The 25131-nt window shown below is 63.5% G+C and carries 30 protein-coding genes; 19 read left to right on the top strand and 11 right to left on the bottom strand.

All coding sequences use genetic code 11. The features are described 5' to 3' along the window. A complete protein-coding gene (locus tag AAFX91_RS10665) occupies window positions 1-1233 on the bottom strand; it encodes an amidohydrolase family protein (protein ID WP_130576793.1) in 1233 nt (410 codons plus the stop codon). A gap of 190 nt (window positions 1234-1423) precedes the next feature. On the opposite strand from AAFX91_RS10665, the gene AAFX91_RS10660 reads away from it, so the two are divergent. The 3 genes from AAFX91_RS10660 to AAFX91_RS10650 all read left to right on the top strand — a co-directional run bounded on the left by AAFX91_RS10660 (window position 1424) and on the right by AAFX91_RS10650 (window position 3112). Continuing rightward, window positions 1424-2293, top strand: coding sequence for a S1C family serine protease (locus tag AAFX91_RS10660; protein WP_130576792.1), 870 nt, complete (start codon window positions 1424-1426; stop codon window positions 2291-2293). Then, entirely contained in the window at window positions 2290-2664 is a 375-nt protein-coding gene (locus AAFX91_RS10655) for a response regulator transcription factor (protein WP_130576791.1), read from the top strand. Before AAFX91_RS10660 ends, AAFX91_RS10655 begins: the two co-directional genes overlap by 4 nt. Before the next feature lie 73 nt (window positions 2665-2737). After that, on the top strand, window positions 2738-3112 hold the full coding sequence (locus AAFX91_RS10650; RefSeq protein ID WP_394566420.1) for a YkvA family protein: 375 nt from the start codon (window positions 2738-2740) through the stop codon (window positions 3110-3112). Here AAFX91_RS10650 and AAFX91_RS10645 read toward each other — a convergent pair. Further along, complete coding sequence (locus AAFX91_RS10645) at window positions 3109-5544, bottom strand: TonB-dependent receptor (protein WP_394566419.1); 2436 nt, start codon at window positions 5542-5544, stop codon at window positions 3109-3111. The genes AAFX91_RS10650 and AAFX91_RS10645 overlap by 4 nt on opposite strands. Window positions 5545-5740: 196 nt before the next feature. On the opposite strand from AAFX91_RS10645, the gene AAFX91_RS10640 reads away from it, so the two are divergent. After that, the gene (locus AAFX91_RS10640) at window positions 5741-7207 is read left to right on the top strand and encodes a rhodanese-like domain-containing protein (protein WP_394566418.1); all 1467 of its coding nucleotides are present in this window, start codon (window positions 5741-5743) and stop codon (window positions 7205-7207) included. A 242-nt stretch (window positions 7208-7449) separates the two neighbouring features. On the opposite strand, the gene AAFX91_RS10635 is transcribed toward AAFX91_RS10640, so the two are convergent. Beyond that, window positions 7450-8817: a histidine kinase gene (locus AAFX91_RS10635; protein WP_130576788.1), complete on the bottom strand. Its 1368-nt coding sequence runs from the start codon at window positions 8815-8817 to the stop codon at window positions 7450-7452. A gap of 192 nt (window positions 8818-9009) precedes the next feature. Between AAFX91_RS10635 and AAFX91_RS10630 the strand changes: the two genes are divergently transcribed. From AAFX91_RS10630 to AAFX91_RS10595, 8 genes are all read left to right on the top strand, one after another. Continuing rightward, window positions 9010-9630 carry a response regulator transcription factor gene (locus AAFX91_RS10630; protein ID WP_028162622.1) on the top strand — a complete coding sequence of 207 codons (621 nt, stop codon included), beginning with the start codon at window positions 9010-9012 and terminating at the stop codon, window positions 9628-9630. A gap of 87 nt (window positions 9631-9717) precedes the next feature. Continuing rightward, a complete protein-coding gene (gene fghA, locus AAFX91_RS10625) occupies window positions 9718-10563 on the top strand; it encodes an S-formylglutathione hydrolase (RefSeq protein ID WP_394566417.1) in 846 nt (281 codons plus the stop codon). A 202-nt stretch (window positions 10564-10765) separates the two neighbouring features. Further along, window positions 10766-11947, top strand: a complete 1182-nt coding sequence (locus AAFX91_RS10620) for an ABC transporter substrate-binding protein (RefSeq protein ID WP_394566416.1) — start codon at window positions 10766-10768, stop codon at window positions 11945-11947. A gap of 14 nt (window positions 11948-11961) precedes the next feature. Further along, complete coding sequence (locus tag AAFX91_RS10615) at window positions 11962-12933, top strand: YVTN family beta-propeller repeat protein (RefSeq protein WP_394566415.1); 972 nt, start codon at window positions 11962-11964, stop codon at window positions 12931-12933. 47 nt (window positions 12934-12980) lie between these two features. Then, window positions 12981-13751, top strand: coding sequence for an ABC transporter ATP-binding protein (locus tag AAFX91_RS10610; protein ID WP_394566414.1), 771 nt, complete (start codon window positions 12981-12983; stop codon window positions 13749-13751). Further along, window positions 13748-14596 carry an ABC transporter permease gene (locus AAFX91_RS10605; protein ID WP_130576782.1) on the top strand — a complete coding sequence of 283 codons (849 nt, stop codon included), beginning with the start codon at window positions 13748-13750 and terminating at the stop codon, window positions 14594-14596. Before AAFX91_RS10610 ends, AAFX91_RS10605 begins: the two co-directional genes overlap by 4 nt. Then, the gene (locus AAFX91_RS10600; RefSeq protein ID WP_282529962.1) at window positions 14593-15207 is read left to right on the top strand and encodes a hypothetical protein; all 615 of its coding nucleotides are present in this window, start codon (window positions 14593-14595) and stop codon (window positions 15205-15207) included. The genes AAFX91_RS10605 and AAFX91_RS10600 overlap by 4 nt, the downstream gene beginning before the upstream one ends. A 124-nt stretch (window positions 15208-15331) precedes the next feature. After that, window positions 15332-15625, top strand: coding sequence for a copper-binding protein (locus AAFX91_RS10595; RefSeq protein ID WP_028162629.1), 294 nt, complete (start codon window positions 15332-15334; stop codon window positions 15623-15625). 69 nt (window positions 15626-15694) lie between these two features. Here AAFX91_RS10595 and AAFX91_RS10590 read toward each other — a convergent pair whose 3' ends face one another. The 3 genes from AAFX91_RS10590 to AAFX91_RS10580 form a co-directional block, all read right to left on the bottom strand. Next, window positions 15695-16258, bottom strand: coding sequence for a PQQ-dependent catabolism-associated CXXCW motif protein (locus AAFX91_RS10590; protein WP_394566413.1), 564 nt, complete (start codon window positions 16256-16258; stop codon window positions 15695-15697). Then, window positions 16255-17139, bottom strand: coding sequence for a substrate-binding domain-containing protein (locus tag AAFX91_RS10585; protein WP_394566412.1), 885 nt, complete (start codon window positions 17137-17139; stop codon window positions 16255-16257). Before AAFX91_RS10585 ends, AAFX91_RS10590 begins: the two co-directional genes overlap by 4 nt. 67 nt (window positions 17140-17206) lie before the next feature. Next, complete coding sequence (locus AAFX91_RS10580; protein ID WP_165421262.1) at window positions 17207-17437, bottom strand: hypothetical protein; 231 nt, start codon at window positions 17435-17437, stop codon at window positions 17207-17209. Between AAFX91_RS10580 and AAFX91_RS10575 the strand changes: the two genes are divergently transcribed. Further along, window positions 17406-18332 carry a quinoprotein relay system zinc metallohydrolase 2 gene (locus AAFX91_RS10575; RefSeq protein ID WP_282529958.1) on the top strand — a complete coding sequence of 309 codons (927 nt, stop codon included), beginning with the start codon at window positions 17406-17408 and terminating at the stop codon, window positions 18330-18332. The two genes, AAFX91_RS10580 and AAFX91_RS10575, sit on opposite strands and share 32 nt — an antisense overlap. A 59-nt stretch (window positions 18333-18391) precedes the next feature. Next, a complete protein-coding gene (locus AAFX91_RS10570) occupies window positions 18392-19222 on the top strand; it encodes a quinoprotein dehydrogenase-associated SoxYZ-like carrier (protein ID WP_394566411.1) in 831 nt (276 codons plus the stop codon). A gap of 112 nt (window positions 19223-19334) precedes the next feature. Here the strand turns inward: AAFX91_RS10570 and AAFX91_RS10565 are convergent, their stop codons facing one another. Next, complete coding sequence (locus tag AAFX91_RS10565; RefSeq protein WP_394566410.1) at window positions 19335-19694, bottom strand: hypothetical protein; 360 nt, start codon at window positions 19692-19694, stop codon at window positions 19335-19337. An 86-nt stretch (window positions 19695-19780) separates the two neighbouring features. Between AAFX91_RS10565 and AAFX91_RS10560 the strand changes: the two genes are divergently transcribed. Genes AAFX91_RS10560 through AAFX91_RS10545 form a run of 4 tightly spaced genes read left to right on the top strand, consistent with a single transcriptional unit; the run spans window position 19781 to window position 22595 of the window. Beyond that, window positions 19781-20761: an ABC transporter substrate-binding protein gene (locus tag AAFX91_RS10560; protein ID WP_394566409.1), complete on the top strand. Its 981-nt coding sequence runs from the start codon at window positions 19781-19783 to the stop codon at window positions 20759-20761. 3 nt (window positions 20762-20764) lie between these two features. Further along, window positions 20765-21502, top strand: a complete 738-nt coding sequence (locus tag AAFX91_RS10555; protein ID WP_394566408.1) for an ABC transporter permease — start codon at window positions 20765-20767, stop codon at window positions 21500-21502. After that, on the top strand, window positions 21492-22202 hold the full coding sequence (locus AAFX91_RS10550; protein ID WP_394566407.1) for an ABC transporter ATP-binding protein: 711 nt from the start codon (window positions 21492-21494) through the stop codon (window positions 22200-22202). Before AAFX91_RS10555 ends, AAFX91_RS10550 begins: the two co-directional genes overlap by 11 nt. Window positions 22203-22241: 39 nt before the next feature. Beyond that, a complete protein-coding gene (locus AAFX91_RS10545; protein WP_130580683.1) occupies window positions 22242-22595 on the top strand; it encodes a hypothetical protein in 354 nt (117 codons plus the stop codon). Between the two features lie 2 nt (window positions 22596-22597). Here AAFX91_RS10545 and AAFX91_RS10540 read toward each other — a convergent pair whose 3' ends face one another. Together AAFX91_RS10540 and AAFX91_RS10535 are read right to left on the bottom strand one after the other, a co-directional pair. Beyond that, window positions 22598-22834: a hypothetical protein gene (locus AAFX91_RS10540; RefSeq protein WP_130580682.1), complete on the bottom strand. Its 237-nt coding sequence runs from the start codon at window positions 22832-22834 to the stop codon at window positions 22598-22600. A 106-nt stretch (window positions 22835-22940) separates the two neighbouring features. Continuing rightward, window positions 22941-23774: a hypothetical protein gene (locus AAFX91_RS10535; protein WP_394566406.1), complete on the bottom strand. Its 834-nt coding sequence runs from the start codon at window positions 23772-23774 to the stop codon at window positions 22941-22943. Window positions 23775-23983: 209 nt separating this feature from the next. On the opposite strand from AAFX91_RS10535, the gene AAFX91_RS10530 reads away from it, so the two are divergent. Continuing rightward, entirely contained in the window at window positions 23984-24292 is a 309-nt protein-coding gene (locus AAFX91_RS10530; protein WP_394566405.1) for an EthD family reductase, read from the top strand. 98 nt (window positions 24293-24390) lie between these two features. Here the strand turns inward: AAFX91_RS10530 and pqqA are convergent, their stop codons facing one another. Together pqqA and AAFX91_RS10520 are read right to left on the bottom strand one after the other, a co-directional pair. Continuing rightward, a complete protein-coding gene (gene pqqA, locus AAFX91_RS10525) occupies window positions 24391-24471 on the bottom strand; it encodes a pyrroloquinoline quinone precursor peptide PqqA (RefSeq protein ID WP_035689484.1) in 81 nt (26 codons plus the stop codon). A 254-nt stretch (window positions 24472-24725) separates the two neighbouring features. Then, window positions 24726-25052, bottom strand: coding sequence for a hypothetical protein (locus AAFX91_RS10520; protein WP_394566404.1), 327 nt, complete (start codon window positions 25050-25052; stop codon window positions 24726-24728). Between the last annotated feature and the right edge of the window lie 79 nt (window positions 25053-25131).

The raw sequence follows: 25131 nt of genomic DNA, 5'->3' as shown, positions 1-25131 counted from the left end.
TCATCTCGTGAGCTGTGCGACATCGCGCATGTACGCGAGATCGATCATGCGTCCGTGGCTGACGACTGCGGCCGGAGGCGCGTGAAAGCGAAGCACATTCGTGACATCGGGATGATCAAGCACGACGAGGTTGGCGGGGTAGCCCGCCTCGATGCCATACTTGGCCAGATTGACCGCCGCTGCCGGGCGCGACGTGATCATGTCATGGAGCGTATCGATGTCCTGTTCCTTCGTCATCCACAGGAGATGCGCGGCGAGGAACGCCACTTCGGGCATGTTGTTCCGGCCGAATGGATAGTAGGCATCGGAGATATCGTCCTGCCCGAGGCAGACGTTGACGCCCTGTTGCAAGAGTTCCTTGACCCGCGCGTGCAATGGACCGGTGTGGGGATCGCTAACGATACTGACGCGCGCCTGCCGCAACAGCTCAGTCAATTCGCCGAAATAGGATTCTGGATAGAGCGCCATCGCCCGGCAATGATGCGCCAGCGCGCGTCCCTGATAGCCGCGCGCGATCGCCTGGCGCGCCATCGCTTCCAGCGTCTTCATGTTGGGATCGCCGACATCGTCCAGCAACATCGAAATATCAGCGTTGAACTCGGCGGCGAGATCGAAACAGAAATCGATGTGGGCCTGCATGTCGTCTGCGCTGGATTCGATCCAGGGAATCCCGCCGACGACGTCGGCGCCCATCGCCATCGCCTCCCGCATCAATCGGTCGGCACCCGGCTCGCGCGCAAGCCCGTCCTGCGCGAACGCCACGACCTGGAGATCGACAATGCCACGGAATTCCTCGCGGACCGCCACAAGCGCCTTGACGCCCTCGAGCCGCGCCTTGGTGTCGACATCGGCGAACGCACGGATATGCAAATTGCCATGCAGCGCCGCCAGCGCGACCGCACGCCTGGCGTTCGGAATGATCCAGGACGCGTCGTATTTCTCCTTCACCGCGGCGGCGAGATCGATCGCCTTCGCCGCCTCGCTCATGCCGCCGCCGTGATAGGCCTCAAGCGCCGCTTCCGACATCATCGGCAGCGTCCAGACTTTGCAGAGGTGCAGATGCGCGTTGACGTAAGGCGGCGTGACCAGGTTTCCACCGACATCCAGCGTCAGGCGGGCATCGCTGCCGAGGCGCGGTGCGATCTCGGCAATGACGCCATCCGAAATCGCGATGTCCACAAGCGCGTCGCCCTGTCGCAGCAAGCGGGCATTTCGGATCAGCAGGTCAGTCATCGGGAATTCCAGTCAGAAAGGAGAATCGGGAAGCCAGGCCTCGTTTCGAGGGCCGCAATGCACATCTGATGCAAGAAGGATACCGTTCTGGCGCGGCCGTTCACGCCTGCCCACCCGGGCAGTTTCCAACGGCGCGGGAGCATGCCCAGATTGGGGAAAATCCAACGGAGTTTTGCCAACGGAGTTTGCCATGTCCGATCCCTCAGTGCTTGCCACATTCTCCGGCGCGATGGCCGACGTCGTCGCACGCGCCGCACCTGCAGTCGTCTCCGTGCACTCGCACCGCTCGCGCGCCTCGGGCTTTGTCTGGAAAGCGGGTCTGGTCGTCACCGCCGATGAGGCGCTGGCCGAAGAGGGCGAGGTCATCGTCCGCTTTGCCGACGGAACGGAGCGGTCTGCGACCATCGCGGGACGCGATCACACCACCGATGTCGCGCTGTTGCGGGTCGAGACCTCCAACGTCGCGTCGATCAAGCTTTCATCGGCGGTGCCAGCGCTCGGATCGCTGGCGTTGGTCGTCGCCGCTGAGCGTGGCGTGCCCGCGGCGGCGCTCGGCCTGATATCGCTGGTCGGCGGCACCTGGCGCAGCCTGCGCGGCGGCGACATCGATGCGCGCATCGAGCTCGACGTTCGCCTGAGGCCCAGTCACGAGGGTGGGCTCGCGCTCAATGCCTCCGGCGATGCCATCGGCATGGCCGTGCTCGGCGCGCGGCGCGTTCTTGTCATTCCGGCCGCGACCATCGAGCGCGTGGCGAGCCGGCTGGAGACCCATGGCCGGATCGCGCGCGGCTATCTCGGGCTCGGCCTGCAGCCGGTCAAGCTCGACGACGGCATCGGCGCGATGGTGATGAGCGTCGACAAGACTGGTCCCTCCGCGGCCGCCGGCATCCGGCAAGGCGACGTGATCGTCGGCTGGAACGACGAGAAGATTTCCGGCGTACGGGCGCTGCTCAGGGCGCTCGGGCCCGACAGCGTCGGCGCCACCGTCGACGTCGCGGTGCAGCGTGGCGGCGAGCCGGTGCGGGTCAAGCTGACGGTCGGGGAAAGGCCGGAGACGTGAGCGAACAGACCTCGCCTCCCCTCGTCATCGCCATCGACGTCGGCGATCCCGCGCTGGCGGACCGGCTCGCGTCGCTGCTCGGCGGCGTCGCAGGCTTGCGCCTTGCCGCGCCGGGCGAAGCGGCGAGCCTCGCGCTGGTCTCGCGGGATCAGCCTGCGAGCGAACGATCCGAGATCGAGCTGACGCCGCGCGAGCGCGACGTGCTGGCGCTGATGGCCGAGGGCGCCTCGAACAAGGCGATTGCGCGGCAGCTCGGGATCTCCGTGCACACCGCCAAATTCCACGTCAGCTCGTTGCTCGACAAGCTCGATGCCACCGGCCGCACCGATGCGGTGGCGCATGCGGCGCGGCGCGGGGTGATCCATCTCTAGTGGCGCGAGGTGCCGCATCGCCAAGCGATGCTGGCGATGCTAGTGGTGCCGGCGAACTCCGCCGCGGGGCCCTATGCTCGACCGTATCAAGACCTGGGCGCGCACGCTCAAGCGCGACAGCCGCGCCGTCTATCTCGCCGCCCGCGACCCGCGGGTGCCGTGGTATGCGAAGCTGCTTGCCGTTGCGGTCGCCGGATATGCGCTCTCGCCCATCGACCTCATTCCCGACTTCATTCCGGTAATCGGCTATCTCGACGATCTCGTGCTGGTGCCGCTCGGCATCTGGCTCGTGATCTCGCTGGTTCCGAAGGAGATCGTGGTCGAGTGCCGCGACAAAGCGAGCGAAGCCTCGCCTCCGGCCAGCCGCACCGCGATGGCCGTCATCATCCTCGTCTGGGTCAGTGCGGCGCTTGCCCTTGGTTGGGTGGCCTGCAGGTATTGGGGTTAGAACGTCGCCCGCATTCCCGCATAGAAGGCGCGCGGACGCGCCGGGCTGACCGAGGCTGGATCCGTAAACGCTACGCCGCCAGCGGCGAAATTGGGCACATTGTCGGTCTGGAAGAAGGTGCCGTAGGTCGCATAGCGGCTGTCGAGCAGATTATCGATGCGGCCATAGATCTGGACGTTCTTAGTGAGCTGGTAGGAGGCGTGGGCATTGAACACAGCGTACGACGCGAGCTTCGGCGCTTGGTTGGAGTCGTCGCCGACAAAATACTGGCCACTGACGTAGATCGCGTCGGCGCCGACCTTGAACTGATCAGTGAGCGCATAGTCGAAGCCGGCCTTGATGCGATGGCGGGGAACTGCGGGAACCTGGTTGCCGGGCAGGATCTGGACGTTGCCGTTTTCATCGGCGAAGGGGCTATTGGAGCCGATCTGCAGCGCGTCCAGGAAGCGGGCGTCGACGAAGGCATAGCTCGCATACATCTGCAGTGCGGATGATTTCACCTGGATCTCGGCCTCGACGCCCTGGCGCCGCGTCGAGCCGACGTTCTGGAAGTAGCCGAAGCCCTGTATCACCGGGCTCGGGATCGCGAGAATGTCGTCGTTGTTGGTGGTGCGGAAGCCGCCGACCTTCCAGGAGAGCGTGCCGATGTTCAATTCCTTGGTGCCGCGCAGGCCGGCCTCGACGGTGCGTGACACCACCTGCTGCAGCGGTGGATCGGAGACCAGGAAGGCGCCGACGATGCAGGGGCGCGCGGGATCGGCGCAGCCAAGCTCCAGCGGTGTCGGCGCGCGGTTGGCTTCGGAATAGCCGGCATAGGCGGTCAGCTCCGGCGTGATCTTGTAGGTGCCGCCGATGAGCGGATTGAAGCGGTCATAGGTGCTGTAGCCGTTCAGCTCGGTGCCGATCTGGTCTTCAAGCCTGATGCGCGCATCGTTGAAGCGGCCGCCCGCGGTGATCGAGAATGCCTTCGTCACGTCGAAGGTGTCGAGCGCATAGATGCCGGTATATTGATTGGTGGTGCGCAGCGAGACCGGGCCGATCGAGACGGGATCGCCGGACTGGCCGAGAAAGATGCCGCTGCCGCTGACGACGTAGTTCGGGCCGATGGTGCCGAGCTCCGCACTCGCGGTGAAGTTCGTGACGCTGGTGTCGAAGCTGGCACCGATCGTGAAGCGGTTGTCATGGCCGAAGAGTTGATCTGCGTTCGTCGCCTGCAGTTGCATGCCGGCAGTGGTCGACTTCGTCGTGGTGCGGTCGTTCTCGCCAAGCACCGCGCCCGCTGGAAACGGATTGGCGAGCTGGGCGCCATTCAATCCGTTCGCGGGAACATCATCGCTGTTGAAGCACAGTAGCCCGGCATCGGCCTCGCAGGGCTGCGTCTCCGTCGGGTTGCCGTCTTGCGTCTTCTGTTTGTAGAACCGCAGATGCGCGGCGCCCTCGATGGTCCAGGTCGGGGTCGCCTCCACCTTTCCCGTCAGGTTGAAGTAGCCGACCTTGTTGGTGGAGGTTTGCGGTGTGGTGTAGGTCGCACCCCAATATCGCTGCAGCAATTCAACCGGCACCGTTGCCGCCGCGCCGAACTTGTTATCGGCGAGGCCGATATTGAGATGGAATTCGCTGACGTCGTTCTTGTGGGCGACATCGCCGTAGAAGCGGCGGACGTCGGAAGGAGAGAAGTTGCGAAAGCCGTTGTCGTGCAGACCTTCCAGCGCGCCATAGACGGCAAAATTGTCGATCTGCTTGCCCCATTGCGCCGCCCCCTGGATGCGGCCGAACGAGCCGCCCATGGTGTTGATCTCGGCGCCCTGATAGGAAAAACCATCCTTCATCTGTACGACGACCGCGCCGCCCAGCGCGTTGAGACCGAAGGCCGGATTGTTGGTCACGACATCGATGGACCTGACCGCGCTGGTCGGGATCAGGTCCCAGTTGACCGCGTCACCGAAGGCTTCATTGACCCGTACCCCGTTCTGGTAGACCGCAAGACCCTGCGGCGTGCCTGCCACCGGAGACGCCACGAAGCCGCGGAACTGGACGTCCGGCTGGAAGGGATTGCCGGCGACCTCGTTGACGATGATGCCCGGCACGCGCTGGTCGAGCGCAGTTGTGATATTGAGCGAATCGGTTCGTTGGATTTCCTTGGTGTCGACGACATTGACCGCCGCAGGAATCTTGTCCGCTTCGATCGCAGCGGCCGAATCCGAGGTCGGCGTCGGCGCGGTCGGGACATACACAACTCTTGGCGATCTTGCCCGCGCGCGTACAGGAGCCGCCGGAGGACGGCCGCGCCTGGCGCGGTCCGCAGGCGTCACCTCCACCGGCGGCAATGTCTCGACTTGCTGCCCCCCGCTCTGGGCGAATCCCGTTTCGTTCCCGACGACAACGACAACACCTGCCGCAATCGATGCGACAAGCAGCACCCGCACGCCCATTTGTCCACCCGTTCCACCCACCGTCCGGCCGTTGTCGCCGGTTCGAGCGATACTAGAGTGCAGGACGAGCAGTCCGCTACCTGCAAGTGTTCCCGAAAGTTCCGGGAAAATTCCCGACCCGCTTCGGCCGGCGCCATCGGCCATCGGCAATATCTGCTATACGCCGATCCTCTCGAAGTCCTCTCTGGATGCACCAATGAAGCCAATCCCCGGCACCCAGCCGAAGCCGTCCGATGCCGCGCCACTCGTTACGCCCACGGAATTGCGCCGGCGCTGGCGGGCCGGCGAGGAGGTGGCGCTGCTCGACGTGCGCGAGGAAGGCCCCTATTCGCTGGCGCATCCCTTCTTCGCCGTCTCCCTGCCGCTTTCGCAGATCGAGTTGCGTGTTCTCGATCTGATCCCCCGGCTCGGCGCCCCCATTGCCGTGTACGACGACGGCGAAGGATATGCCGAGCGGGCGGCGAAACGCATTTCGGCACTCGGCTATACCGATGTCTCGATCCTCGACGGCGGCCTGGGAGCCTACCGGACGGTCGGTGAAGTCTTTCGCGACGTCAACGTGCCGAGCAAGGCGTTCGGCGAACTGGTCGAGGCGATCCGCCACACGCCTTCCCTGTCGGCGAACGAGGTCAAGGCCCTGATCGAGACGGAGCCCGATCTGGTCGTGCTCGACGCCCGCCGGTTCGAGGAATACCGGACCATGAGCATTCCGCGCGGCGTCAGCGTTCCCGGCGGTGAGCTCGCGTTTCGCGCAAGGGAAATCGCACCCGCGCCGGGCACCACCATCATCGTCAATTGCGCCGGCCGGACGCGCAGCATCATCGGCGCGCAGTCGTTGATCAATGCGGGGCTCCCGAACAAAATCTTCGCGCTGCGAAACGGCACGATCGGCTGGACCTTGGCCGGGCACGCGGTCGAACGAGGCCGGACCGACCGGTTCCTTCAGCGCCCCGAAGCGACTTATTCCGCGACACGAGCCAGCGCGGCGCAATGGGCGGAGCGCGTCGGCGTTCCGGTGCTTGACCGCAGCACATTCGATCGCTTTCTCGCGCAAGCAAATGAACGTACGCTCTATTTGCTCGATGTGCGGACGCCTGAGGAATACGAGCGCGGACATCCGCCCGGCTTCGCCTCGGCACCGGGAGGGCAGCTCGTACAGGCCACGGATGAATGGATTGCCGTACGCGGATCGCGGCTCGTGCTGTTCGATGACGACGGCGTTCGCGCCCGCATGGCCGCATCCTGGTTGATCCAGATGGGCTGGGAGGCTCACGTCGTCGGGCCGGACGTGATTGAGGCGACCGAGGCCGGCACTCGACCACCGCGCCGTCCAGTGCCGCCAACCTCCGGCGGCGCGATCGACGTGGCGGAGCTGATCGCAAACCGCGACAACTGGACCGTCATCGATCTGGCGCGCAGCCCCGCCTATGCCGCGGGCCATATCCCTGGCGCACATTTCGTACTGGCCTCGCGCTTCAGCGAGGATTTGCCGCGGCTGCCCGGGGAGAGAGCGATCGTTCTCACCAGCGCCGACGGCGACGAAGCGATGTTCGCGCTTGCGGATGCGACCGCCTCGACCCAGCGCAAAGTGGTCGTGCTGAAAGGCGGAACGCGCGCCTGGACCGGCAGCAATCAGCCGCTGGAGCGGGACCGGCATTCCTGAATCTCGAAACCTGAGGATGTCTACAAGCGCCCGTATGAGGGAACAGACAATGCGGCGGCTGCAATGCAGGCCTATATCGATTGGGAACTGCACCTTGTCGCCCAGCTCGCAAACGATTCAGTGTCCAACTTTCACGTCGTGTAGAGCATGATCCGGAAAAGTGGAGACCGGTTTTCCGAAAAAGATCATGCTCAAACAAAGAGCTAGAGCGGGATGACGATTCGAAGAAAAGTCATCACGCTCTAGGAGCGCGCGCCCGTAGGGACCAGCGCTTCCACCGTCACGCCATCAGCGGACGAAACCGTCAGCGAGCCACCCAATGCCAACAGGCGTTCGCGCATGCCGGTCAGGCCGAAGCCGAACTGGTGATCGGCGCTCAAGCCGCGTCCGTTGTCGCGGACCCGCACCCGCACGCAGCCGCGATCTCCTCGCAGACTGTCCGGCTGCTCCGCCGGCTCGACGCTGACCTTGACCGCGGTCGCGCCAGCGTGGCGGAAGGCATTCGTTAGCGCCTCCTGGACGACGCGGTAGACCGTGAGATCGGCGGTCTCCCCGGTCTCGCCAAGTGCAGGCGAAATGCTGGTTTCGATCACCACCTCCGGATGCGATTCCTTCCACAGGCGGAACAGGGCAGAAAGCGCCTCGTGAAGTCCGAGCTCGGCGAGTCCGACCGGCCGTAGCTTCTCCAATATCCGGCGCGTGAACTGCTGCAGCGCATTGACCTGCTCCAGCATCGCTCCGCCGTGCTTTCGCACCTGGTCCGGACTTGCCTCGCGTGCATCAGGTAGCCGCATCAACGCACTTGCATGCGCCCGCAACGCGAACAAATGCGGGCCGAGCTCGTCGTGCAGTTCGCGCGCGATCTCCTTGCGCTCCCGGTCCTGCAGCGAAAACGCGCGTTCGGCGAGCTGCCGCTTGTCCTCGATCGCCTCGCCCAGCGTGGCCGCGAGGTGATTGAGCTTGGCGCAGATCGCAGCCAGTTCCGGCGCACCACCCGGCGTCACCCGAACATCGTATTGCCCGGCCTCGATCTTCGCCATGGCTTGCGAGAGCGACTCGAGCGGCGCCAGCGCGCGGCCGACAACGCTCCTGATGATCAGGAAGAGCACGACGACGATCGCGGAACCGACCGCGAGCTGGGTGATGATGCCGTCCCAGATCTCCGCCATCTCGTCATTCGGATGCGATGTGATCACGAGCGATTCCGATTTTCCGCGGATCGAGATCGGTACGCTAACGGAAGTTGTCTCCGGATGGACGAGCGCGACGAACCAGGCCGGCGGCGATCGCGCTTCGTCGCGGCTGTCAATCGCCTCGTCCTGCTCGGACTTTGCGGTCGCGCCATCCTGCCGCGCGATGCTGACGTGACGCAGCCGGCTCAGATCGCGAACGATCTGGTCGAGCCGGGCATCGGGATCCGGCGCCTCGTTCAACCCGGCAACGATCGTGGTGACGAATTCCCGCGCCAGGCGAATGACGCTCTGGTCTTCGGCCTGGACCCGGGGCCCGGCCTCGACGACGAGCCGGGCGATGTTGATGGCGAGACCGAGCGCGAGGACGAGCGCCAGCAGCAGGTTGATCCGCCCGCGCAAGGAAAGTTTCTGCCACATCGCCTTTGCCCACGATCACCCGCGTTCGGTTCCTCAATCAAGAGGAGCGTTGACAGACAAATACCGCGTCTGTCTAATCGAAGGGTACAGCAATCGCGCTGGAGATGCATGAGCGAGCCCGCGGGCGAGCCGCGCTCGTGTATTCTGATGCGGTGCAGCAACGGACTGACGCAGCTATCCAGGGCTTCAAGCATGCGCGTGCTGATCGTTGACGACCATCCGATCGTCGCTTCCGGCTGCCGCACCGTGTTCGCCGACGAACCGGAGATCGAATTGCTTGAAGCATGCGACGCCGAAAGCGGCGAACGCGTCTTTGTCGCCGAACGTCCCGATATCTCCGTGGTCGACATCAACTTGCCGACCGTTTCCGGCTTCGAACTGGCACGGCGGATGCTGGCGCGGGACGATTCCGCGCGCATCATCATGTTCAGCATGAACGACGATCCGGTGTTCGCCGCCCGCGCCATCGAGATTGGCGCCAAGGGCTATGTGGCGAAGACCGGCGATCCTAACGATCTCGTCGAGGCGATCCGCGAAGTCGGCAATGGCGGCGTCTATCTGCCGCCCGCGATCGCGCGGCGCGTGGCCTTTGCCGGCCCCGCCGCGGCGCAGAGCCCCCTATCGAAGCTCAATCCGCGCGAGATGGAGATCCTGCGCCTGCTCAGCGCCGGCAAGACGCTCTCCGAGATCGCCTGGCTGGTTCATTCCTCCTACAAGACCGTCGCCAACACCTCCTCGATCATGCGCCAGAAACTTGGTGTGCGCACCTCAGCCGAACTGGTGCGGTTGGCGATCGAGAGCGGCGTCGCCTGAAGATCGCGCACGCATGATCCGGACATGTAGGCAGCGGTTTTCCGAAAAGATCATGCGCCAACAAAGCACAGCGCCGGAGTTCAAGAGATGACGATTCAAACCGTTTCAACCAACAAATCCCATGGCGGCATCCAGGGCGTGTACAAGCATGCCAGCCGCGAAACCAAGACCGACATGACCTTTTCGGTCTATGTTCCCCCGCATCCGGCGGGCGCGAAGCTGCCGGTCGTGTACTATCTCTCCGGCCTGACTTGCACCCATGCCAATGTTACCGAGAAAGGCGAATACCGCGACACCTGCGCCGATCTCGGCCTGATCTTCGTCGCGCCCGACACCAGCCCGCGCGGCGAGGGCGTGCCCGGCGATCCTGCCGGCGCCTACGACTTCGGGCTTGGCGCCGGCTTCTATGTCGACGCCACGCAGGAGCCGTTTGCCGAGAACTACCGGATGTGGAGCTATGTGACCCAGGAATTGCCGCAGCTCGTCGCCGCGAATTTCCCGATCGATCCCGTGCGGCAGTCCATCATGGGCCATTCCATGGGCGGTCACGGTGCGCTGACGGTGGCGCTGCGCCATCCCAACCGCTATCGCGCGGCGAGCGCTTTTGCGCCGATCGTGGCGCCGTCACAGGTGCCCTGGGGCATCAAGGCCCTCGGCGGCTATCTCGGCGACGACAGAAACGCATGGCGCAAGCACGATACAGTGGCGCTGATCGAGGACGGCGCGCGGTTTTCCGACCTGCTGGTGGACGTTGGCGATGCCGACTCGTTCCTGGCTGAACAGCTTCGCCCGGAACTACTGCAACAGGCCTGCGCGCAGGCGCAGATCCCACTCCTGCTCCGACGCCAAGAAGGCTACGACCATGGTTATTATTTCATCTCTACCTTCATGGGCGATCACTTGCGCTGGCACGCCGCACGGCTGGCGGCCTGAACCCTTTCCATTGCGCTTGCGGGTACGCCGGCATTCGACATCATTGCCGCGACGGAAAACCGCGCTCTCATGATCGTGATCGGGCGGAATCGAGAGCGTCGCAACGACAAAATGCGGGGTTGCAAGCCAGGACAATTCAGTCATCTTGCAATCCAAGAGCAGCTCCATCGCCGGTCAAGGCGAGGAGGCGTCGGGAGGAAACATGGTCCGATGGCTGGTCGCCGCAATCGGTCTGATCGCGATGGCGACGCCCGTGCGTGCCGCCGAGCCGATCGAGATCGGCATCGGCTATCTCGGCCGCGCCGGCGTTCAGCAGAGGCTGTCGCTGGTCGAGCAGCCCGCCGAGAATGACGGCATCGCCGGTGTACGGCTTGCGGTCGAGGACAACAACACCACGGGAAAATTCCTCAACCAGCGTTTCAACCTGGAAGAGGTCCGGCTGAGGGAAGGCGAGGACGTGGCGAAGGCCGCGACTGCGCTTGCCGATCGCAATGGCTTCATCATCGCCGATCTTCCACCGGATGCGCTGCTGCAGGCGGCGGATGCGTTGCGCGATCGCGGTACGGTGCTGTTGAACGCCGGCGCGATCGACGACCGGTTGCGCGAGCAGGACTGCCGCGCCAACGTGATCCACGTCGCGCCGACGCGCTCGATGCTGGCGGACGCGCTGGCGCAATATCTGGTGTGGAAGCAATGGAAGCGCTGGTTCCTGGTGGTCGGCTCACATGACAAGGACAAGCTCTATGCCGACGCCCTGCGACGCGCCGCGACGCGATTCGGCGCCAAGATCGTGCAGGAAAAGACCTTCGAGGACACCGGCGGCGCCCGCCGCACCGATAGCGGGGTGACGCTGATCCAGCGGCAGATGCCGGTCTTCACCCAGCAGATCCCGGCCTATGACGTGCTGGTTGCCGCTGACGAAAGCGAGGTCTTCGCGTCCTATCTGCCTTACCGCACCTGGGACCCGCGGCCGGTTGCGGGCTCGGCCGGGCTCGTACCGACGAGTTGGGACGCAGCGCAGGATCAATGGGGCGCGGTCCAGATCCAGAACCGCTTCATGAAGCTGAATTCGCGGCGGATGACCGCGCTCGACATGCAGGCCTGGATTGCCGCACGCATGATCGGCGAAGCGGCCTCGCGCACGAACTCGGGTGACCCGAAAAAGCTGTTTGCGTTCCTCAAGGGACCGGATTTCTCGGTGGCTGCGTTCAAGGGCACGCGGCTGACACTGCGGGACTGGAACCAGCAGCTTCGCCAGCCGATTCTACTGGTCGACGGGCGCATGGTCGTCTCGGTGTCGCCGCAGGAAGGCTTCCTGCACCAGGTCTCCGAGCTCGACACGCTCGGCGTCGACCGCCCCGAGACAAAATGCAAGCTGCAATGAGGGAGAGATCGCGCATGTGGCGCCGCTGTCTGTTTTCCGGAACGGTCCTTTGGCTCGCGGCCGCCGCCCCCGCTTCCGCCTTCATGGCTTATGTCTCGAACGAGAAGGGCAACACAGTCTCCGTGATCGACACCGATAGTTGGACGGTGACAAAAACCATCAAGGTCGGCCAGCGGCCGCGCGGCATCGAGTTCAGCCGCGACGGCAAGTTCGTGATGGTCGCGGTCGGCGACGACGACACCATCCAGGTGATCGATGCCAAGAAGCAGGAGGTGGTGGACACCATGCCCTCCGGGCCCGATCCGGAACTGTTCACCCAGGATGCCGCGGGCAAGATCATGTACGTTGCCAACGAGAACGACAACACGGTGACCGTGATCGATCTCGAAAAACGCGCCCGCATCGGCGACGTCCAGGTCGGCGTCGAGCCGGAGGGCATGACGATCAGCCCGGACGGCAAGACCCTGATCAACACCTCCGAGACCACCAACATGGCGCATTTCATCGACACGTCGACGCGCCAGATCGTGGCCAACGTGCTGGTCGACGCCCGGCCGCGCTTCGCCGAGTTCAAGCATGACGGCTCCGAGTTGTGGGTATCCTCCGAGATCGGCGGCACGGTGTCGATCATCGATCCCGTCAAGCACGTGGTGACCGGCAAGGTCACCTTCAGCATTCCCGGCCTGCGCAGCGAGGCGATCCAGCCGGTCGGCATCGGCATGACCAAGGATGACAAGACCGCCTTCGTCGCACTCGGCCCCGCCAACCGCGTCGCGGTGGTCGACGCCGTCAATCACAAGGTGACCAAATATCTCCTGGTCGGGCAGCGCGTCTGGCACATGGCGTTCACGCCGGACGAGAAATACCTGCTGGTGACCAATGGCGTGTCCAACGATGTCTCCGTCATCGACGTCGCCGCGCAAAAAGTGATCAAGACCATCCAGGTTGGCGAACTTCCCTGGGGCGTTACGATTGCACCGCAATGACAGCAACCCAAAAACCCATCGCTGACAAACCATCGCCTGACATCTTGATGCGCCATGATCCCGCCGGCGTGGCCGCCTTGTCGATCGAAAGCGTCAGCCATTCCTATGGCGCACGCCGTGCGTTGATCGATGTGAGTTTTGACGTCGCGCCGGCGAGCTTTACGGCGCTGCTCGGCCTGAACGGCGCCGGCAAGAGCACGCTATTCTCGCTGATCACGCGATTGTTCGGCATCCAGGCTGGTCGCATCGGCATTTTCGGCCACGATATCACCCGCGCGCCGGGCGAGGCGCTGCGGCTGCTCGGTGTCGTGTTCCAGCCGCGCACGCTCGACCTCGATCTCTCGGTGACGCAGAACCTGCTCTATCACGCCGCCCTGCACGGCATCGGCCGGCGCGAGGCGCGGCTGCGCAGCGGCGAGGTGCTGGCGCGCATCGCGCTTTCCGACCGCGCCGGCAGCAAGGTGCGCGACCTCTCCGGCGGCCAGATGCGCCGGCTGGAGATCGCGCGTGCGCTGCTGCACCGGCCGCGCCTGTTGCTGCTGGACGAGGCGACGGTCGGCCTCGACGTCAAGGCGCGTTCAGATATCCTTAACCACGTCCGGCAGCTCGTCGCCGAACAAGGCATCGGCGTGCTCTGGGCCACGCATTTGTTCGACGAGATCACGGCAAGCGATGACCTCGTGGTGCTGCATCAGGGCAAGGTGCTGGCGCGCGGCCAGGTCTCGCGCGTAATCGCAGACACCGGCGCGCAGGACATCAACACCGCCTTCATGCGCCTGACCGGGGCCGTGGGCAAAGCCGGGAGCGAGGCATCATGAGCTCCACCACCGTCACGCCGTCGCGACGCGGCTTTTCCTTCGGCGAATACATCACCTGCCTCAACGGCATCGTATGGCGCGAGGCGCTGCGCTTCCTGCATCAGCGCGAACGCTTCGTCTCGGCACTGGTCAGGCCGCTGGTGTGGCTGTTCATCTTCGCTGCCGGCTTCCGCCAGGTGCTCGGCATCTCGATCATCCCGCCCTACGAGACCTACATCCTCTACGAGGTCTATATCGCGCCGGGACTGATGGCGATGATCCAGCTTTTCAACGGCATGCAATCCTCGCTCTCGATGGTCTATGACCGCGAGATGGGCAATATGCGCACGCTGTTGGTGAGCCCGCTGCCGCGCGGCTACCTGCTGTTTTGCAAACTGCTGGCGGGCACCGCGGTCTCGCTGTTGCAGGTCTATGCCTTCCTCGTCATCGCATGGCTCTGGGACATCACGCCGCCGCCGATCGGCTATCTCACCGCGCTGCCGGCGCTGGTGCTGTCAGGGCTGATGTTGGGGTCGCTCGGCATGCTGATCTCCTCAGGGATCAAGCAGCTCGAGAATTTTGCCGGCGTCATGAACTTCGTGATCTTTCCGATGTTCTTTGCCTCATCCGCGCTCTATCCGCTGTGGCGGGTGCAGGAGGGCAGCCCGATGCTTTACTATGTCTGCCAGTTCAATCCATTCACCCACGCGGTCGAATTGATCCGCTTCGCGCTGTATGGCCAGATCAACTGGATTTCGTTTTTCGTCGTCGTCGGCTGCACGGCGGTCTTCATGATCGGCGCGATCCTGGCCTACGATCCCTCGCGCGGATTGGCGCGGCGTGGGCCTGCCGGAGGGGAGACATGATCGGGCGGATTGCGATCGGAGCATTGCTTGTCATCGCGGCATCGACCGGGGTCGGTCGCGCCGCCGATCCGCGCTATCCGAACTGGCCCTGCGCGCAGGCCAAGGTGCCGGAGATTTCGCTCGCGGCGGTGTGGGCGGGACCGCCGCTCGACGACGTCCAGAACAAATGGAAGGAAGACCCCAAGATCAGCGCACTGGTGGAAAAATTAGCGGCGCGGCGCACGCCGCTTGATGACGCCCAAAAAGCGATCACGGATTTCCTCGCGGCTTCCGCGGCCGACAAGACCACCGCCGGCAAGCTGCTGTTCGCCGGCCTGTTCGATTCGCTCAATGCCCAGCGTTCCTCGGTCATGAGCGGCATCGAGCGGGTGACGCGCAAGCAACGCGAGGCCGCCGAGAAGATTCGCGCCGACACGCTCGCGCTGCAAGCGCTGCAGAACGCGTCCTCGCCCGATCAGGCCAAGGTCGACGAACTCAGCAACACCCTCCTGTGGGAAACTCGGATCTTCGAGGACCGCCAACGTGTGGTCAGATTTGTCTGCGAAGTACCGACAACGATCGACCAGCGCCTGTTCGCGCTTGGCCGCACGATCCAGCAAGAGATGGAGTAGCGCCGCCGGCGCAAAAAGGTCAGTATAGCTTACCTTTATGTCCGGTTCCGCCGACTTGATTCCGGAACCAAACGTGATTCCAGCGTCTTGTCGCTCAAGCCATCTCGAAACCCGGAGAGTTTTGATGAGAACAACGACGATCATCTTGGCGGGCGCGACGGCCCTCGGAATCTTTGCAACCGCGGCTTCGGCTCAACAAAACATGACGGGAACCATCACCAAGATCGACCGGCTGAATAGCACTATCTCGATCCAGCAAACGCAGAGCGGCACGGTCGGCGCAGGCAGTGGCGCGATCCAGGAGTTCAAGGTGACGGATACCAACAAGCTTGAACCCTTCCACGCCGGCGACAAGGTGAACTTCTCCGCCTCCGAAGGCGGCAGCACCAAGACCATCACCGATCTGAAGAAGCAATAATGTGATCACACTGAACCTCGGCCCCCGCGACCGAGGTTCAGCTTCGTCTGAGTGAAGTAGTCGCAGGGCTTATTTCTCTTCACCCGTCCGCGGCTCCGGCTTGGCTTCGACGAGTGGTAAGCCTGCGTGCTCCCATCCATCGGACCCCAGGGGATACCAGGCGATGTTGGAATAGCCGTAGGTCAGCGCGCGCTTGGCTGCGTTCCACGACATCCAGCAATTTTCCTGACAATAGATCACGAGCAGCGCCGCCTTGTTGCCATCAGAGGCACGCTCAAGGCCGCGGCGAAGATAGTCTTCAGTGATATCGGCGATTTTTCCATAGCCGGTGTCGGGCAGCCAGATGCTGCCGGGGATGTTGTGTCGCGGCTTGTCGCGCCACACCGTGCCTTCCGGCAGGTTGGCGGGCTTAGGTGGACGCGGCAGCACGTCGACGAAGGCGCCGGTCTTGTCGCGCCAGATCGCCTCGGCTTCCGCGGTCGAGAGCACGCGGGCGCCGGCAAGCGTTGCCGGCACCAGCGCGCGGTAATTCTCGGTGCGGTATTCTTGCGGCTCGGGGACCTGCTGCTGCGCATGGGCGGCTACGGCGAGCGACGCTGCGACAACGACCAGGCTCGTGAGCCAGCGCCTCATGGCGATTTCGCCGCCGTGTCCGGGCCGATTGGTCGGTCGTTCTCGTCCAGAAGCGGCACGCCGAAGTCGAGCAGGATCTTGTTGATCTCGCCCTGGTTCTCCTGGATCAGGCGATTGAGCTGGCGTTTCCAGTTCTGGTCCGCCGGGCGCACGCCCATGCCGATGCGATAGACGAGTTTCGGACCCGTCGTTTCCTTCACCAGCGGCGTGACGTGCAGCGGCGGATTGGCTTTTTTGGCATAGAAGCCGGCCATGGGCCCCCACAACACGCCGGCATCGATCTCGCCCTTGGCAAGATCACTGATCATCGCCTCCGCCGAGGAATCGATGCGCGTGTCGATCATCAATGGATACGGTTTTGCATTCGCCATCAGGCCGGCCGCGGCCATATTGGTGCCGGGCGGTGTGCCGGCGACCACGCCGATATGCTTGCCCTTCAGCCGCTCGTCCTCGAGCGTAGTCACATCGTCGAGGCCGCTGCCTTGCTTCGCGATCAGCGCATAGGCCGTGCGATAATAGGGATTGGTGCCCTGGGCCAGCTCGTCGCCCTGTGGAAAGCCCATGATGACGTCGCAGCGGTGCGAGCCGAGCGTCATGCGTACGAAGCCGGTCGCCTGCGGAAAATAGGTGAACTCAAGCTTCTTTTGCAGCTTCTGGGCAAAGAGTTCGGCGAGCTTGTTCTCAAAGCCTTCGCCCTTGTCGTTGGAGAACGGCAGATTCCGCGGGTCGGCACAGACGCGCAGGACCTTGGGATCGATCAATTCGATCGAGAGATCGCCGCTTTCGTTGGTCTGCGCGCGAGCGGCACCATGCCCGATCGCCATCGCGGCAATCGCAAGCAGCGCCGGCAACCAGCGGCGATATCGTCCGGCACCCGCCATCGCGTTTCCTCCTCTTTCTTGTTTGGGGCTAGAGCGTGATGACTTTTCTTCGAATCGTCATCCCGCTCTAGCTCTTTGTTTGAGCATGATCTTTTTCGGAAAACCGGTGTCCACTTTTCCGGATCATGCTGTAGCCATAGATTGCCCGGCACGTCACGGCGTGCAACAGCTTCGTGATGATCTCGCCCGGCGTGCTGCAGCGCAAACAGGCGCGATGTGAATGCGAAACGGCCGATGCCGCTTCGCGCATGGACTTGGGCGGAAACATGGCTCGTATCGTCTCGCTGATCACGCTCATCGCTGCAGTCTGCCTATCGACCCTAGCGCGGGCGCAGGAACAAGAATTGCCTGTGAGCGAAGTCGCGCCCGGAATATTGGTGCATATCGGCGAGATCGCCCTGATGACCGGCGACAATGAAGGCGCCATTGCCAACATCGGATTTGTCGTCGGCGACAGCGCCGTTGCCGTGATCGATACCGGCGGCAGCGTCCGCGAAGGACGGCGATTATTGGCCGCCATCCGCGCCCGCACCGACAAGCCGATCCGCTATGTCATCAACACCCACGCCCATCCCGATCATGCCTTCGGCAACGCCGCGTTTGCGGGTGCTGGAACCGTTTTCGTCGGCCACAAGAAGCTTCCCGACGCGCTGACCGCACGAGGCCAGTTCTATCTCGACGCCTTCCGCCGGACGATGGGCGCGGAACTGATGGATGACGTGCGCATCGTGCCGCCAACGATACTGGTCGACGGCAGCCTCGCCCTCGATCTCGGTGGACGATCGCTCACGCTGCGAGCATGGCCGACTGCGCATAGCGATAACGATCTCACCGTGTTCGATGAGAAGACCCGGACCTTGTTCGCCGGCGACCTCGTATTCGTCACGCACATCCCGGTCGTGGACGGCAGCATCAAGGGCTGGCTCGCCATCCTCGGCCAGCTTGCCGCCCTGCCCGCGCAGCGCGTGGTTCCCGGTCACGGGCCTGTGAGCGAATGGCCCGCGGGGCTGGCCGATGAACGTCGCTACCTCGAGACGCTGGCAGCCGACGTGCGCGCGCTGATCGCCAAGGGCAAGCCGATCACCGCTGCCGCCGAAACCGCCGCGGCATCGGAGCGGCCGCGCTGGAAACTGTTCGACGACTACAACGCCCGCAACGCAACTGCAGCATTTTCGCAATTGGAGTGGGAATAGGTTTGGCGAGGCCGTATAGTGGAGGCGTTGCTTCCATCGTCGCCGCGGGGAGAACGACCATGTTCGGAGCACCTTTCCGTCTGCTCTGCGTCGCCGGCCTGCTCAGCAGCATCGCGTTTGGCGCACGCCTTGCGCCCGCGGTGAGCGCCGAGGCCTATGATCCCTGGCCGGGCCTGGTCCAGGACATCTTCTACAATCGCCCGATGAGCGACGGCAGCAACGTGATCGCGATCGAGATGCCGGCCCGTGCGGAAGATGCCGCAATCGTGCCGGTGACGCTGCGCAGCAAGCTCGCGCCCGACGACACCCGCCGCGTGCGGGCGATCACCCTCGTCATCGACCAGAATCCGGCGCCAATGGCGGCCAAGTTCGAGCTTGGGCCGGACGCCAACGTCACGGAAATCTCGACCCGCGTGCGCATCAACAACTACACCGACGTCCATGCCGTGGCCGAACTCACCGACGGCAAGCTTTATATGGTGAAGACTTACGTGAAGGCGTCGGGTGGCTGCGCTGCGCCTGCACTGAAGAACGCCGAGGAGGCCAAGGCCAGGCTCGGCCGGATACGATACCGGCAGCTTTCGAAACCTGGTGAAGGTTCCACGAGCGGAGCCCGGGAGGCGCAGGTCATGATCGGCCATCCCAACAATTCCGGCCTGCAGATGGACCAGGTGACCCAGCTCTATATTCCCGCCTTCTATGTCGACCGGCTGCAGCTCTGGCAGGACGACAGCCTGGTGCTGAAGATGGAAGGCGGAATCTCGATCTCCGAGGATCCCAATATCCGCTTCACCTATGTCTCGAATGGCGCCAAGCGTTTCCGCGCCGAGGCCAAGGACACCGACGGTCACGTATTCGAGCACGAATGGAAGATCGATTCGGATAGTTGAACGGCCGGGCTCCGCCCTTATTTTGTTTTGACGCGTTTTCTTCACGCGAACCGGTGTCCATCCACGGATCGAGTCCGAGGGCAAGCTTCGCTCGAAAACGCTCTGGCCGGTCTCAGAAGCACCTGACTTCAGCTTCGGCCTGGGCCCGCCGGAGATCGTTGAGGGCATTGGTCGCCTGTTCGGACGTGCGGAACGGCGAACCCATATCGCCCCTCACCTGGGACAGGCTCAGCACCGTCTCGGCGGTGACATAGCGGTCATAGGGAATCAGCGACGCGACCACGTCGATCGAGCACGAGCATTGCTCGATGGCGTGCCGTGTCTCACCATTCGCCTTCAGGCAGCCGAACACGTATTCCGCGCGGGCGGCCGTCGGATAATCGTTGACCTCCTCGCCGCGCGCGATCGCCGCGGTTGCCGCGAATACGATCAAAGCGGCGACAATAGGTCGTACCGGTCCCGCACGCGTCATAGCCATCCTCCCGCTTTCAACGGCGCAAGCTATGCTATGACTACGCGATAGAAAAGAGAACACGTTCGAGGAAACGGCTCAACAAAATGAGTGCCATCATTCGCACGCTGCTGGCTGCCGCGGTTCTTGCGGTGACGCCCCTCGCCGCCTGCTTCGGCGCTGACACGATCCGCATTGCAGTGCAGAAAACCGGCACCTTTGCCTGGGAACTGGCGGTCATCCGCGCGCATGGCCTCGACAAGAAGGCCAATCTCACGATCGAGGCCACCGAGCTCGCAAGCCCCGAGGCGGGCAAGATCGCGCTCCGCGCCGGCAATGCCGACGTCATGGTCTCCGACTGGCTGTGGGTGTCGCGCGAGCGCATGCTCGGCGCCAAGCTCGCTTTCTATCCCTATTCGAGTGCGCTCGGCGCGGTGATGGTGCCGACCTCATCGCCGATCCGTTCGCTCACCGATCTCCGGGGTCGCAAGCTCGCCGTTGCCGGCGGGCCGATCGACAAGAGCTGGCTCCTGCTGCAGGCGTCCTTGAAGCAGGAAGGCCTCGACCTGAAGTCGGCGGCGACCATCGTCTATGGCGCGCCGCCGCTGCTCGCGGCCAAGGCCGTAGGCGGTGAGGTCGACGCCGTCGTCAATTACTGGAATTTCTGCGCCGCGTTGGAAGCCAAGGGCTTTCGCCGCCTTGCCGGCATCGAGGATATCCTGCCGAAACTCGGCGCCAAGGGCCGCATCGCGATGGTCGGCTATGTCTTCGACGAAAGCTGGGCCAATGCGAACCGCGACGCGGTCGAGCGCTTCATCACGATGACCCGCGCGGCCAAGGAGATCCTTACGAAGTCCGACGACGAATGGGAGAGGATCGCGCCGTTGACCGGCGCGGCGGACGCTGCAACGCTGCATGCCTATCGCGACCGCTATCGTGAAGGAATTCCACGCCGCCCGATCGCGGACGAAGAGGCCGACGCACAGGTGCTCTACCGGGTGCTCGCCAAGATCGGCGGCCGCGAACTGGTGGGATCGGCAACGGAGCTTGATCCCGGCACGTTCTATCACGCGATATCAGGAGATTGAGCCGTGGTGCGCCTTCTGTCCTTCCTCCTGTTCCTTGCGACGTGGTGGATTGCGGCGCTCCTGATCGGTGACGTGAAGCTGCCGGCGCCGCCGGCAGTGCTGGCGGTGATGCTGAGAGAAGCAGCATCCGGCGCGCTGTTCATCAATCTCGGCGTGACCCTGGCGCGGGTGGCACTGTCCTTCACGCTCGCGATGGCGCTGGGCGCCGCCATCGGCTACCTGATGGGCCGGGTCAAGCTCGCCGACCGGATCGGCGATCCTTGGCTGATCCTGCTGCTCAATCTGCCCGCGCTCGTCGTCATCGTGCTCGCCTATATCTGGGCGGGGCTCACCGAGGTCGCCGCGATCGCGGCCATCGCCGTCAACAAGCTGCCGACCGCGGTCGTCACGCTGCGCGAGGGCGCGCGGGCGCTGGACCGCTCGCTGGACGAGATGGCAAGCGTGTTCGCGATCCCGCGCGGGAGAGCATTCCGGCACGTGATCCTGCCGCAGCTTAGCCCCTATATCGCAGCCGCCGCGCGATCGGGGCTCTCGCTGGTATGGAAGATCGTGCTGGTTGCGGAATATCTCGGACGTCCGAACGGCGTCGGCTTCGAAATCGGCGTCGCCTTCCAATTGTTCGACATTCCGCTGCTGCTCGCCTATTCGCTGACCTTTGCCGCGGTCGTGCTGGTGATCGAGACGGTGCTGGTGCAACCATTCGAACTACGCTCATCCCGGTGGCGGCCCCGTGCAGCTTGAGGTCGATATCACCGGTAAGCATTTCGAGAATGCGGCGGGCGAGCGGCACCACGTGCTCGCCGGCATCAAGTTCTCGCTTCCGGCCGGCGAAGTCGGCGTGTTCGTCGGCCCTTCCGGATGCGGCAAGAGCACTATGCTCAAGATCCTGACTGGCCTCGACCACGATTATCAGGGAAAGGTCTCGCGGCCGGCCACAGCAAGGCTCGGGATGGTATTCCAGGAGCCGCGGCTTCTGCCGTGGCGATCGGTCGAGGACAATATCCGGCTTGCCGCGCCGCACATTGACGAGAAGCGGCTCTCAGAACTCTTCTCCGTCCTGGAATTGACAGAGCATCGCAGCCATTTCCCCGGCGAGCTCTCGCTTGGCCTTGCGCGCCGCGTCGCGCTCGCGCGGGCCTTCGCGATCGAGCCGGATTTCCTCGTTCTCGACGAGCCCCTGGCTTCGCTCGACGACGCCCTCGCCGCCCACCTGCGCGAGCAGATCGCAACGCTGGTGGAAAGCCGTGTGATGATAACGCTGCTGGTGACGCATAATCTCGACGATGCCGTTTATCTTGGCGACCGGCTGTTCCTGCTGTCGGCACGGCCGGCCAGGATTCTGCAGGAAGTGCCGATCCCGACACCGCGCGCGGGACGGAGCGCTGCCGAGATCAACCACATCAAGGCCGACCTGGTGCGGCGGCGGCTTGCAAAGATATGAGACGTGGTCTTCATATTGAGAAAAACTTGGGAGGTCACGATGCCGCGCCGATTGATTGCTGTCGCCATTCTGCTGGTCGCACTGCCCAGCGAACTCAGCGCGCAGGGCAAAGGTAAAGGCATCAGGCTCTGGAATCTCACGACGTCGACCATCTCCGGCTTCCAGCTTTCGCCGGCCGGCAAGAACGATTGGGGTCCCAACCAGACCTTGAATGACAAGGACAAGGAGGTCGACCACGACGAACGGCTGCGCATCGTCGGCGTCGAGCCCGGACGTTACGACGCCAAGGTGAGTTATGCCGGCGCCAGGCAGTGCTTCGTCCGCGACATCGAGATCAAGGCCGACGCGGTGTTCTCGATCTCTGACAAGGATCTGAAGGACTGCAACAAATAGGGTCAGCCCGCGATCGGGGCCGCCCCCTTCTCCGCTCGATCATGGCTGTGCGGATATTCGCAGCGCCATTTGACGGCAGTCCATTTCGGATGCTCGCCGACCCATTGCGCAATATAGGGCGGCGCTGCCATCGCGCATTGCTGCGGCGAACCGTTGAAGGAGAACACGAGATGGGTCTCCTCGCAGGTGGCGGGCGACAGCACGGCACAGACGGTCACGATGAGATCAATCGGATTCATGCCTCAAATCCCTGGTGCTCGGGTAAAGCAATAGCACTACGAGCTACGTCGGCGGCAAGGCCAGGTTTCGCCTCACCGTGAAAGCCAGAACCACCGCCGGAGATTCCTAGAAATTCATGCCAAATACAAGCCGGGCCTGATGACGCTCGAAATTGACCAGATCGAGCGCCGCAGCCGATCCGGACGGACGGCCCCAGGCCTGCACGCTCCAGGCCGCGGTCAGCCGCGAACGCTCCGAGAGCTGGAGATAGGCGACCGGACCGATGAACAGGGCCTGCCCCTCGAACTCGTTCAGCCCGATCCCATCATAGCGGCGGAAATAGCGCGCCTCGCCGCCAACGAAAACGCCGGGCTTGATCTGCGCCATCAGGCCGACGGCCGCGCCCACTGTCGCCTCCTGCTCCGCGGCGCGCGAGGCAAGAAAACGCGTCCATTCAGGCTGGTAGATGAAATTGAGTGCCGCGATCAGGAAGTTCGGTACCAACTCGCGATCGAAGGCCAACCGCAATTCAGTGCCGAAATTGCGGATGCGATCGGCCGTGGTCTCGTCGATCCGGTCAGAGTGGCTTTCCACTGCGAAGGTCAGGCCGAACGGCGCCGTCTCACGGTCGAGAAATCGGTAACGGACGTCCAACGAGAGACCCTGCCAGGTCAATTGGCGCCGATCTTCAAGGCCGGGAATGCCGTAGATCTGGTGCGCCACAAAGGCACCGCCGAGCTCGATGCGGATGTCGCGGGCCGGCACGAATTCCACTTCGAACTCCTGGGCAACCGCACGATAGCCGCCGCCATTCCTGGAAAAGCGTCCCGTGGTCTCGGTCTGGAATTCGCGCTCGCCGACATGCCCGATGTCGGTGCCGATCAGGAAGCCGAACAGATGCTCGGTATCGATTTCCTCGGCACGCGCGACGACGGCAGCAAGCAGTGTGAAAAAGCACACGGCAGCCGTCCGGAGCATCGTTGCGCGAAAAGACATTCCAGTCCCGAGAGCGAATCGAAAGCGTCAGCAGCGCTGACAAGAACATCCCTACCACAACGTCCAGTCGAGCGGCAGCGATTGGAAGCTTGATTGCAAGGACCATTTCGGCTGCAATGCAAGACCCGGGAAGGGCCCGCGGAAGAACAATCGCTTCAGGGAGAATAAACCGAATGGCACGAGTTCTGGTACTTTATAAGACGCCGAAAAGCGCCGAGGCATTCGACAAATATTATGCATCGGTGCACATTCCGCTGGCCAAGAATATCCCGGGACTGAAGAAATACGACATCAGCACGGCTCCGCTCAGGACGCCAGCGGGCGAGAGCAACGTCCACCTTGCTGCAACGCTGTATTTCGACTCGCTCGACGCGCTGAAGGCAGGCATGGGATCAGCGGAAGGAAAGGCCGCAGGCGCGGACCTCGCCAACTTTGCCGATGGCGGCGCCGATCTCTACATTTTCGATACGAAGGAAGTTTGAGAGCGTCTCACATAGAGCCAAACGAATGTGAGCCCAACGAATTCGCCTGCCGCGGCTTGCGCAGATATCGCTGCGCGAGCCGGGCAGGCGCTCGACACTTACTTGCGCGATGCGCAGGCGTACATGTTGATTTCCATGCCGACCTGCACTTCGACGATCTTCGGAGTCTTCCAGCTCATTCGATCCTCCCAAATGGCTTGGCGCGAGTTTCACGCCAAGGTCGAACCTATGGCCAGCTCGCGCGTGGCGCAAGTGGACAAGATCGACCAGCGAGCGCATCTGCGCCGCAGTTGAGCGCCGATAGTTCCCTCGTGGGCAAACCAGTTCCCTCTTGGGCCAAATCTGTCAGTTGGGCACACACTCACACACGGACGCCTCCGCGCTCAATCGCACGATGAAGCGTGAGGCGTGACGCTTTTCAAGGGCCCCGCGTTTAGCAATCGTTGTCCTTGCTCGCCATTTGGCCTTCGGGCTTCTTACCTTCAGCTTGTTGTGCTGCCGTCGGCTCGCCCTGCATCTGCCGTTGCACGTCCTGCGAGGACGCGGCCACATCTCCGGTGGCCCTATTCATCGTGCTGGTCGGCGGATGCTCCTTGTCGCTCGCCATGCCTGTTGTGGTCTGGCTGCTGGTCGATGCCGGGCCAGAACCTGCATCCTTATTGGCGCTTTGGCCTTGGGTATTGCAGGGACCTGCCAGCGCGGCGCCGGCGCTCAACACCAGGACGGAGCAACCCGCGAAAATGATGCGTCTTGTGCTCATGTCTCATCTCCTTCTCGAATCGGCGCGCGCCCCTGCGCGCCGGTATCACGGAAGAACCGAAGCACGCGTCCCAGGTTCC

Origin of the sequence: Bradyrhizobium sp. 31Argb, from assembly GCF_043638955.1 — a bacterium.
Classification (GTDB): Bacteria; Pseudomonadota; Alphaproteobacteria; order Rhizobiales; family Xanthobacteraceae; genus Bradyrhizobium.
The sequence above is the reverse complement of the archived record's forward strand: the minus strand, read 5'-3'. Positions and strand labels throughout refer to the sequence as shown.

Bases quoted from the DNA above. Each gene is read 5' to 3' on its own strand.
- AAFX91_RS10665 (WP_130576793.1), bottom strand. From the start codon at position 1,233: ATGACTGACCTGCTGATCCGAAATGCCCGCTTGCTGCGACAGGGCGAC.
- AAFX91_RS10660 (WP_130576792.1), top strand. From the start codon at position 1,424: ATGTCCGATCCCTCAGTGCTTGCCACATTCTCCGGCGCGATGGCCGAC.
- AAFX91_RS10650 (WP_394566420.1), top strand. From the start codon at position 2,738: ATGCTCGACCGTATCAAGACCTGGGCGCGCACGCTCAAGCGCGACAGC.
- AAFX91_RS10645 (WP_394566419.1), bottom strand. From the start codon at position 5,544: ATGGGCGTGCGGGTGCTGCTTGTCGCATCGATTGCGGCAGGTGTTGTC.
- AAFX91_RS10640 (WP_394566418.1), top strand. From the start codon at position 5,741: ATGAAGCCAATCCCCGGCACCCAGCCGAAGCCGTCCGATGCCGCGCCA.
- AAFX91_RS10635 (WP_130576788.1), bottom strand. From the start codon at position 8,817: ATGTGGCAGAAACTTTCCTTGCGCGGGCGGATCAACCTGCTGCTGGCG.
- AAFX91_RS10630 (WP_028162622.1), top strand. From the start codon at position 9,010: ATGCGCGTGCTGATCGTTGACGACCATCCGATCGTCGCTTCCGGCTGC.
- fghA (WP_394566417.1), top strand. From the start codon at position 9,718: ATGACGATTCAAACCGTTTCAACCAACAAATCCCATGGCGGCATCCAG.
- AAFX91_RS10620 (WP_394566416.1), top strand. From the start codon at position 10,766: ATGGTCCGATGGCTGGTCGCCGCAATCGGTCTGATCGCGATGGCGACG.
- AAFX91_RS10615 (WP_394566415.1), top strand. From the start codon at position 11,962: ATGTGGCGCCGCTGTCTGTTTTCCGGAACGGTCCTTTGGCTCGCGGCC.
- AAFX91_RS10610 (WP_394566414.1), top strand. From the start codon at position 12,981: ATGCGCCATGATCCCGCCGGCGTGGCCGCCTTGTCGATCGAAAGCGTC.
- AAFX91_RS10605 (WP_130576782.1), top strand. From the start codon at position 13,748: ATGAGCTCCACCACCGTCACGCCGTCGCGACGCGGCTTTTCCTTCGGC.
- AAFX91_RS10600 (WP_282529962.1), top strand. From the start codon at position 14,593: ATGATCGGGCGGATTGCGATCGGAGCATTGCTTGTCATCGCGGCATCG.
- AAFX91_RS10595 (WP_028162629.1), top strand. From the start codon at position 15,332: ATGAGAACAACGACGATCATCTTGGCGGGCGCGACGGCCCTCGGAATC.
- AAFX91_RS10590 (WP_394566413.1), bottom strand. From the start codon at position 16,258: ATGAGGCGCTGGCTCACGAGCCTGGTCGTTGTCGCAGCGTCGCTCGCC.
- AAFX91_RS10585 (WP_394566412.1), bottom strand. From the start codon at position 17,139: ATGGCGGGTGCCGGACGATATCGCCGCTGGTTGCCGGCGCTGCTTGCG.
- AAFX91_RS10575 (WP_282529958.1), top strand. From the start codon at position 17,406: ATGGCTCGTATCGTCTCGCTGATCACGCTCATCGCTGCAGTCTGCCTA.
- AAFX91_RS10580 (WP_165421262.1), bottom strand. From the start codon at position 17,437: ATGAGCGTGATCAGCGAGACGATACGAGCCATGTTTCCGCCCAAGTCC.
- AAFX91_RS10570 (WP_394566411.1), top strand. From the start codon at position 18,392: ATGTTCGGAGCACCTTTCCGTCTGCTCTGCGTCGCCGGCCTGCTCAGC.
- AAFX91_RS10565 (WP_394566410.1), bottom strand. From the start codon at position 19,694: ATGACGCGTGCGGGACCGGTACGACCTATTGTCGCCGCTTTGATCGTA.
- AAFX91_RS10560 (WP_394566409.1), top strand. From the start codon at position 19,781: ATGAGTGCCATCATTCGCACGCTGCTGGCTGCCGCGGTTCTTGCGGTG.
- AAFX91_RS10545 (WP_130580683.1), top strand. From the start codon at position 22,242: ATGCCGCGCCGATTGATTGCTGTCGCCATTCTGCTGGTCGCACTGCCC.
- AAFX91_RS10540 (WP_130580682.1), bottom strand. From the start codon at position 22,834: ATGAATCCGATTGATCTCATCGTGACCGTCTGTGCCGTGCTGTCGCCC.
- AAFX91_RS10530 (WP_394566405.1), top strand. From the start codon at position 23,984: ATGGCACGAGTTCTGGTACTTTATAAGACGCCGAAAAGCGCCGAGGCA.
- pqqA (WP_035689484.1), bottom strand. From the start codon at position 24,471: ATGAGCTGGAAGACTCCGAAGATCGTCGAAGTGCAGGTCGGCATGGAA.
- AAFX91_RS10520 (WP_394566404.1), bottom strand. From the start codon at position 25,052: ATGAGCACAAGACGCATCATTTTCGCGGGTTGCTCCGTCCTGGTGTTG.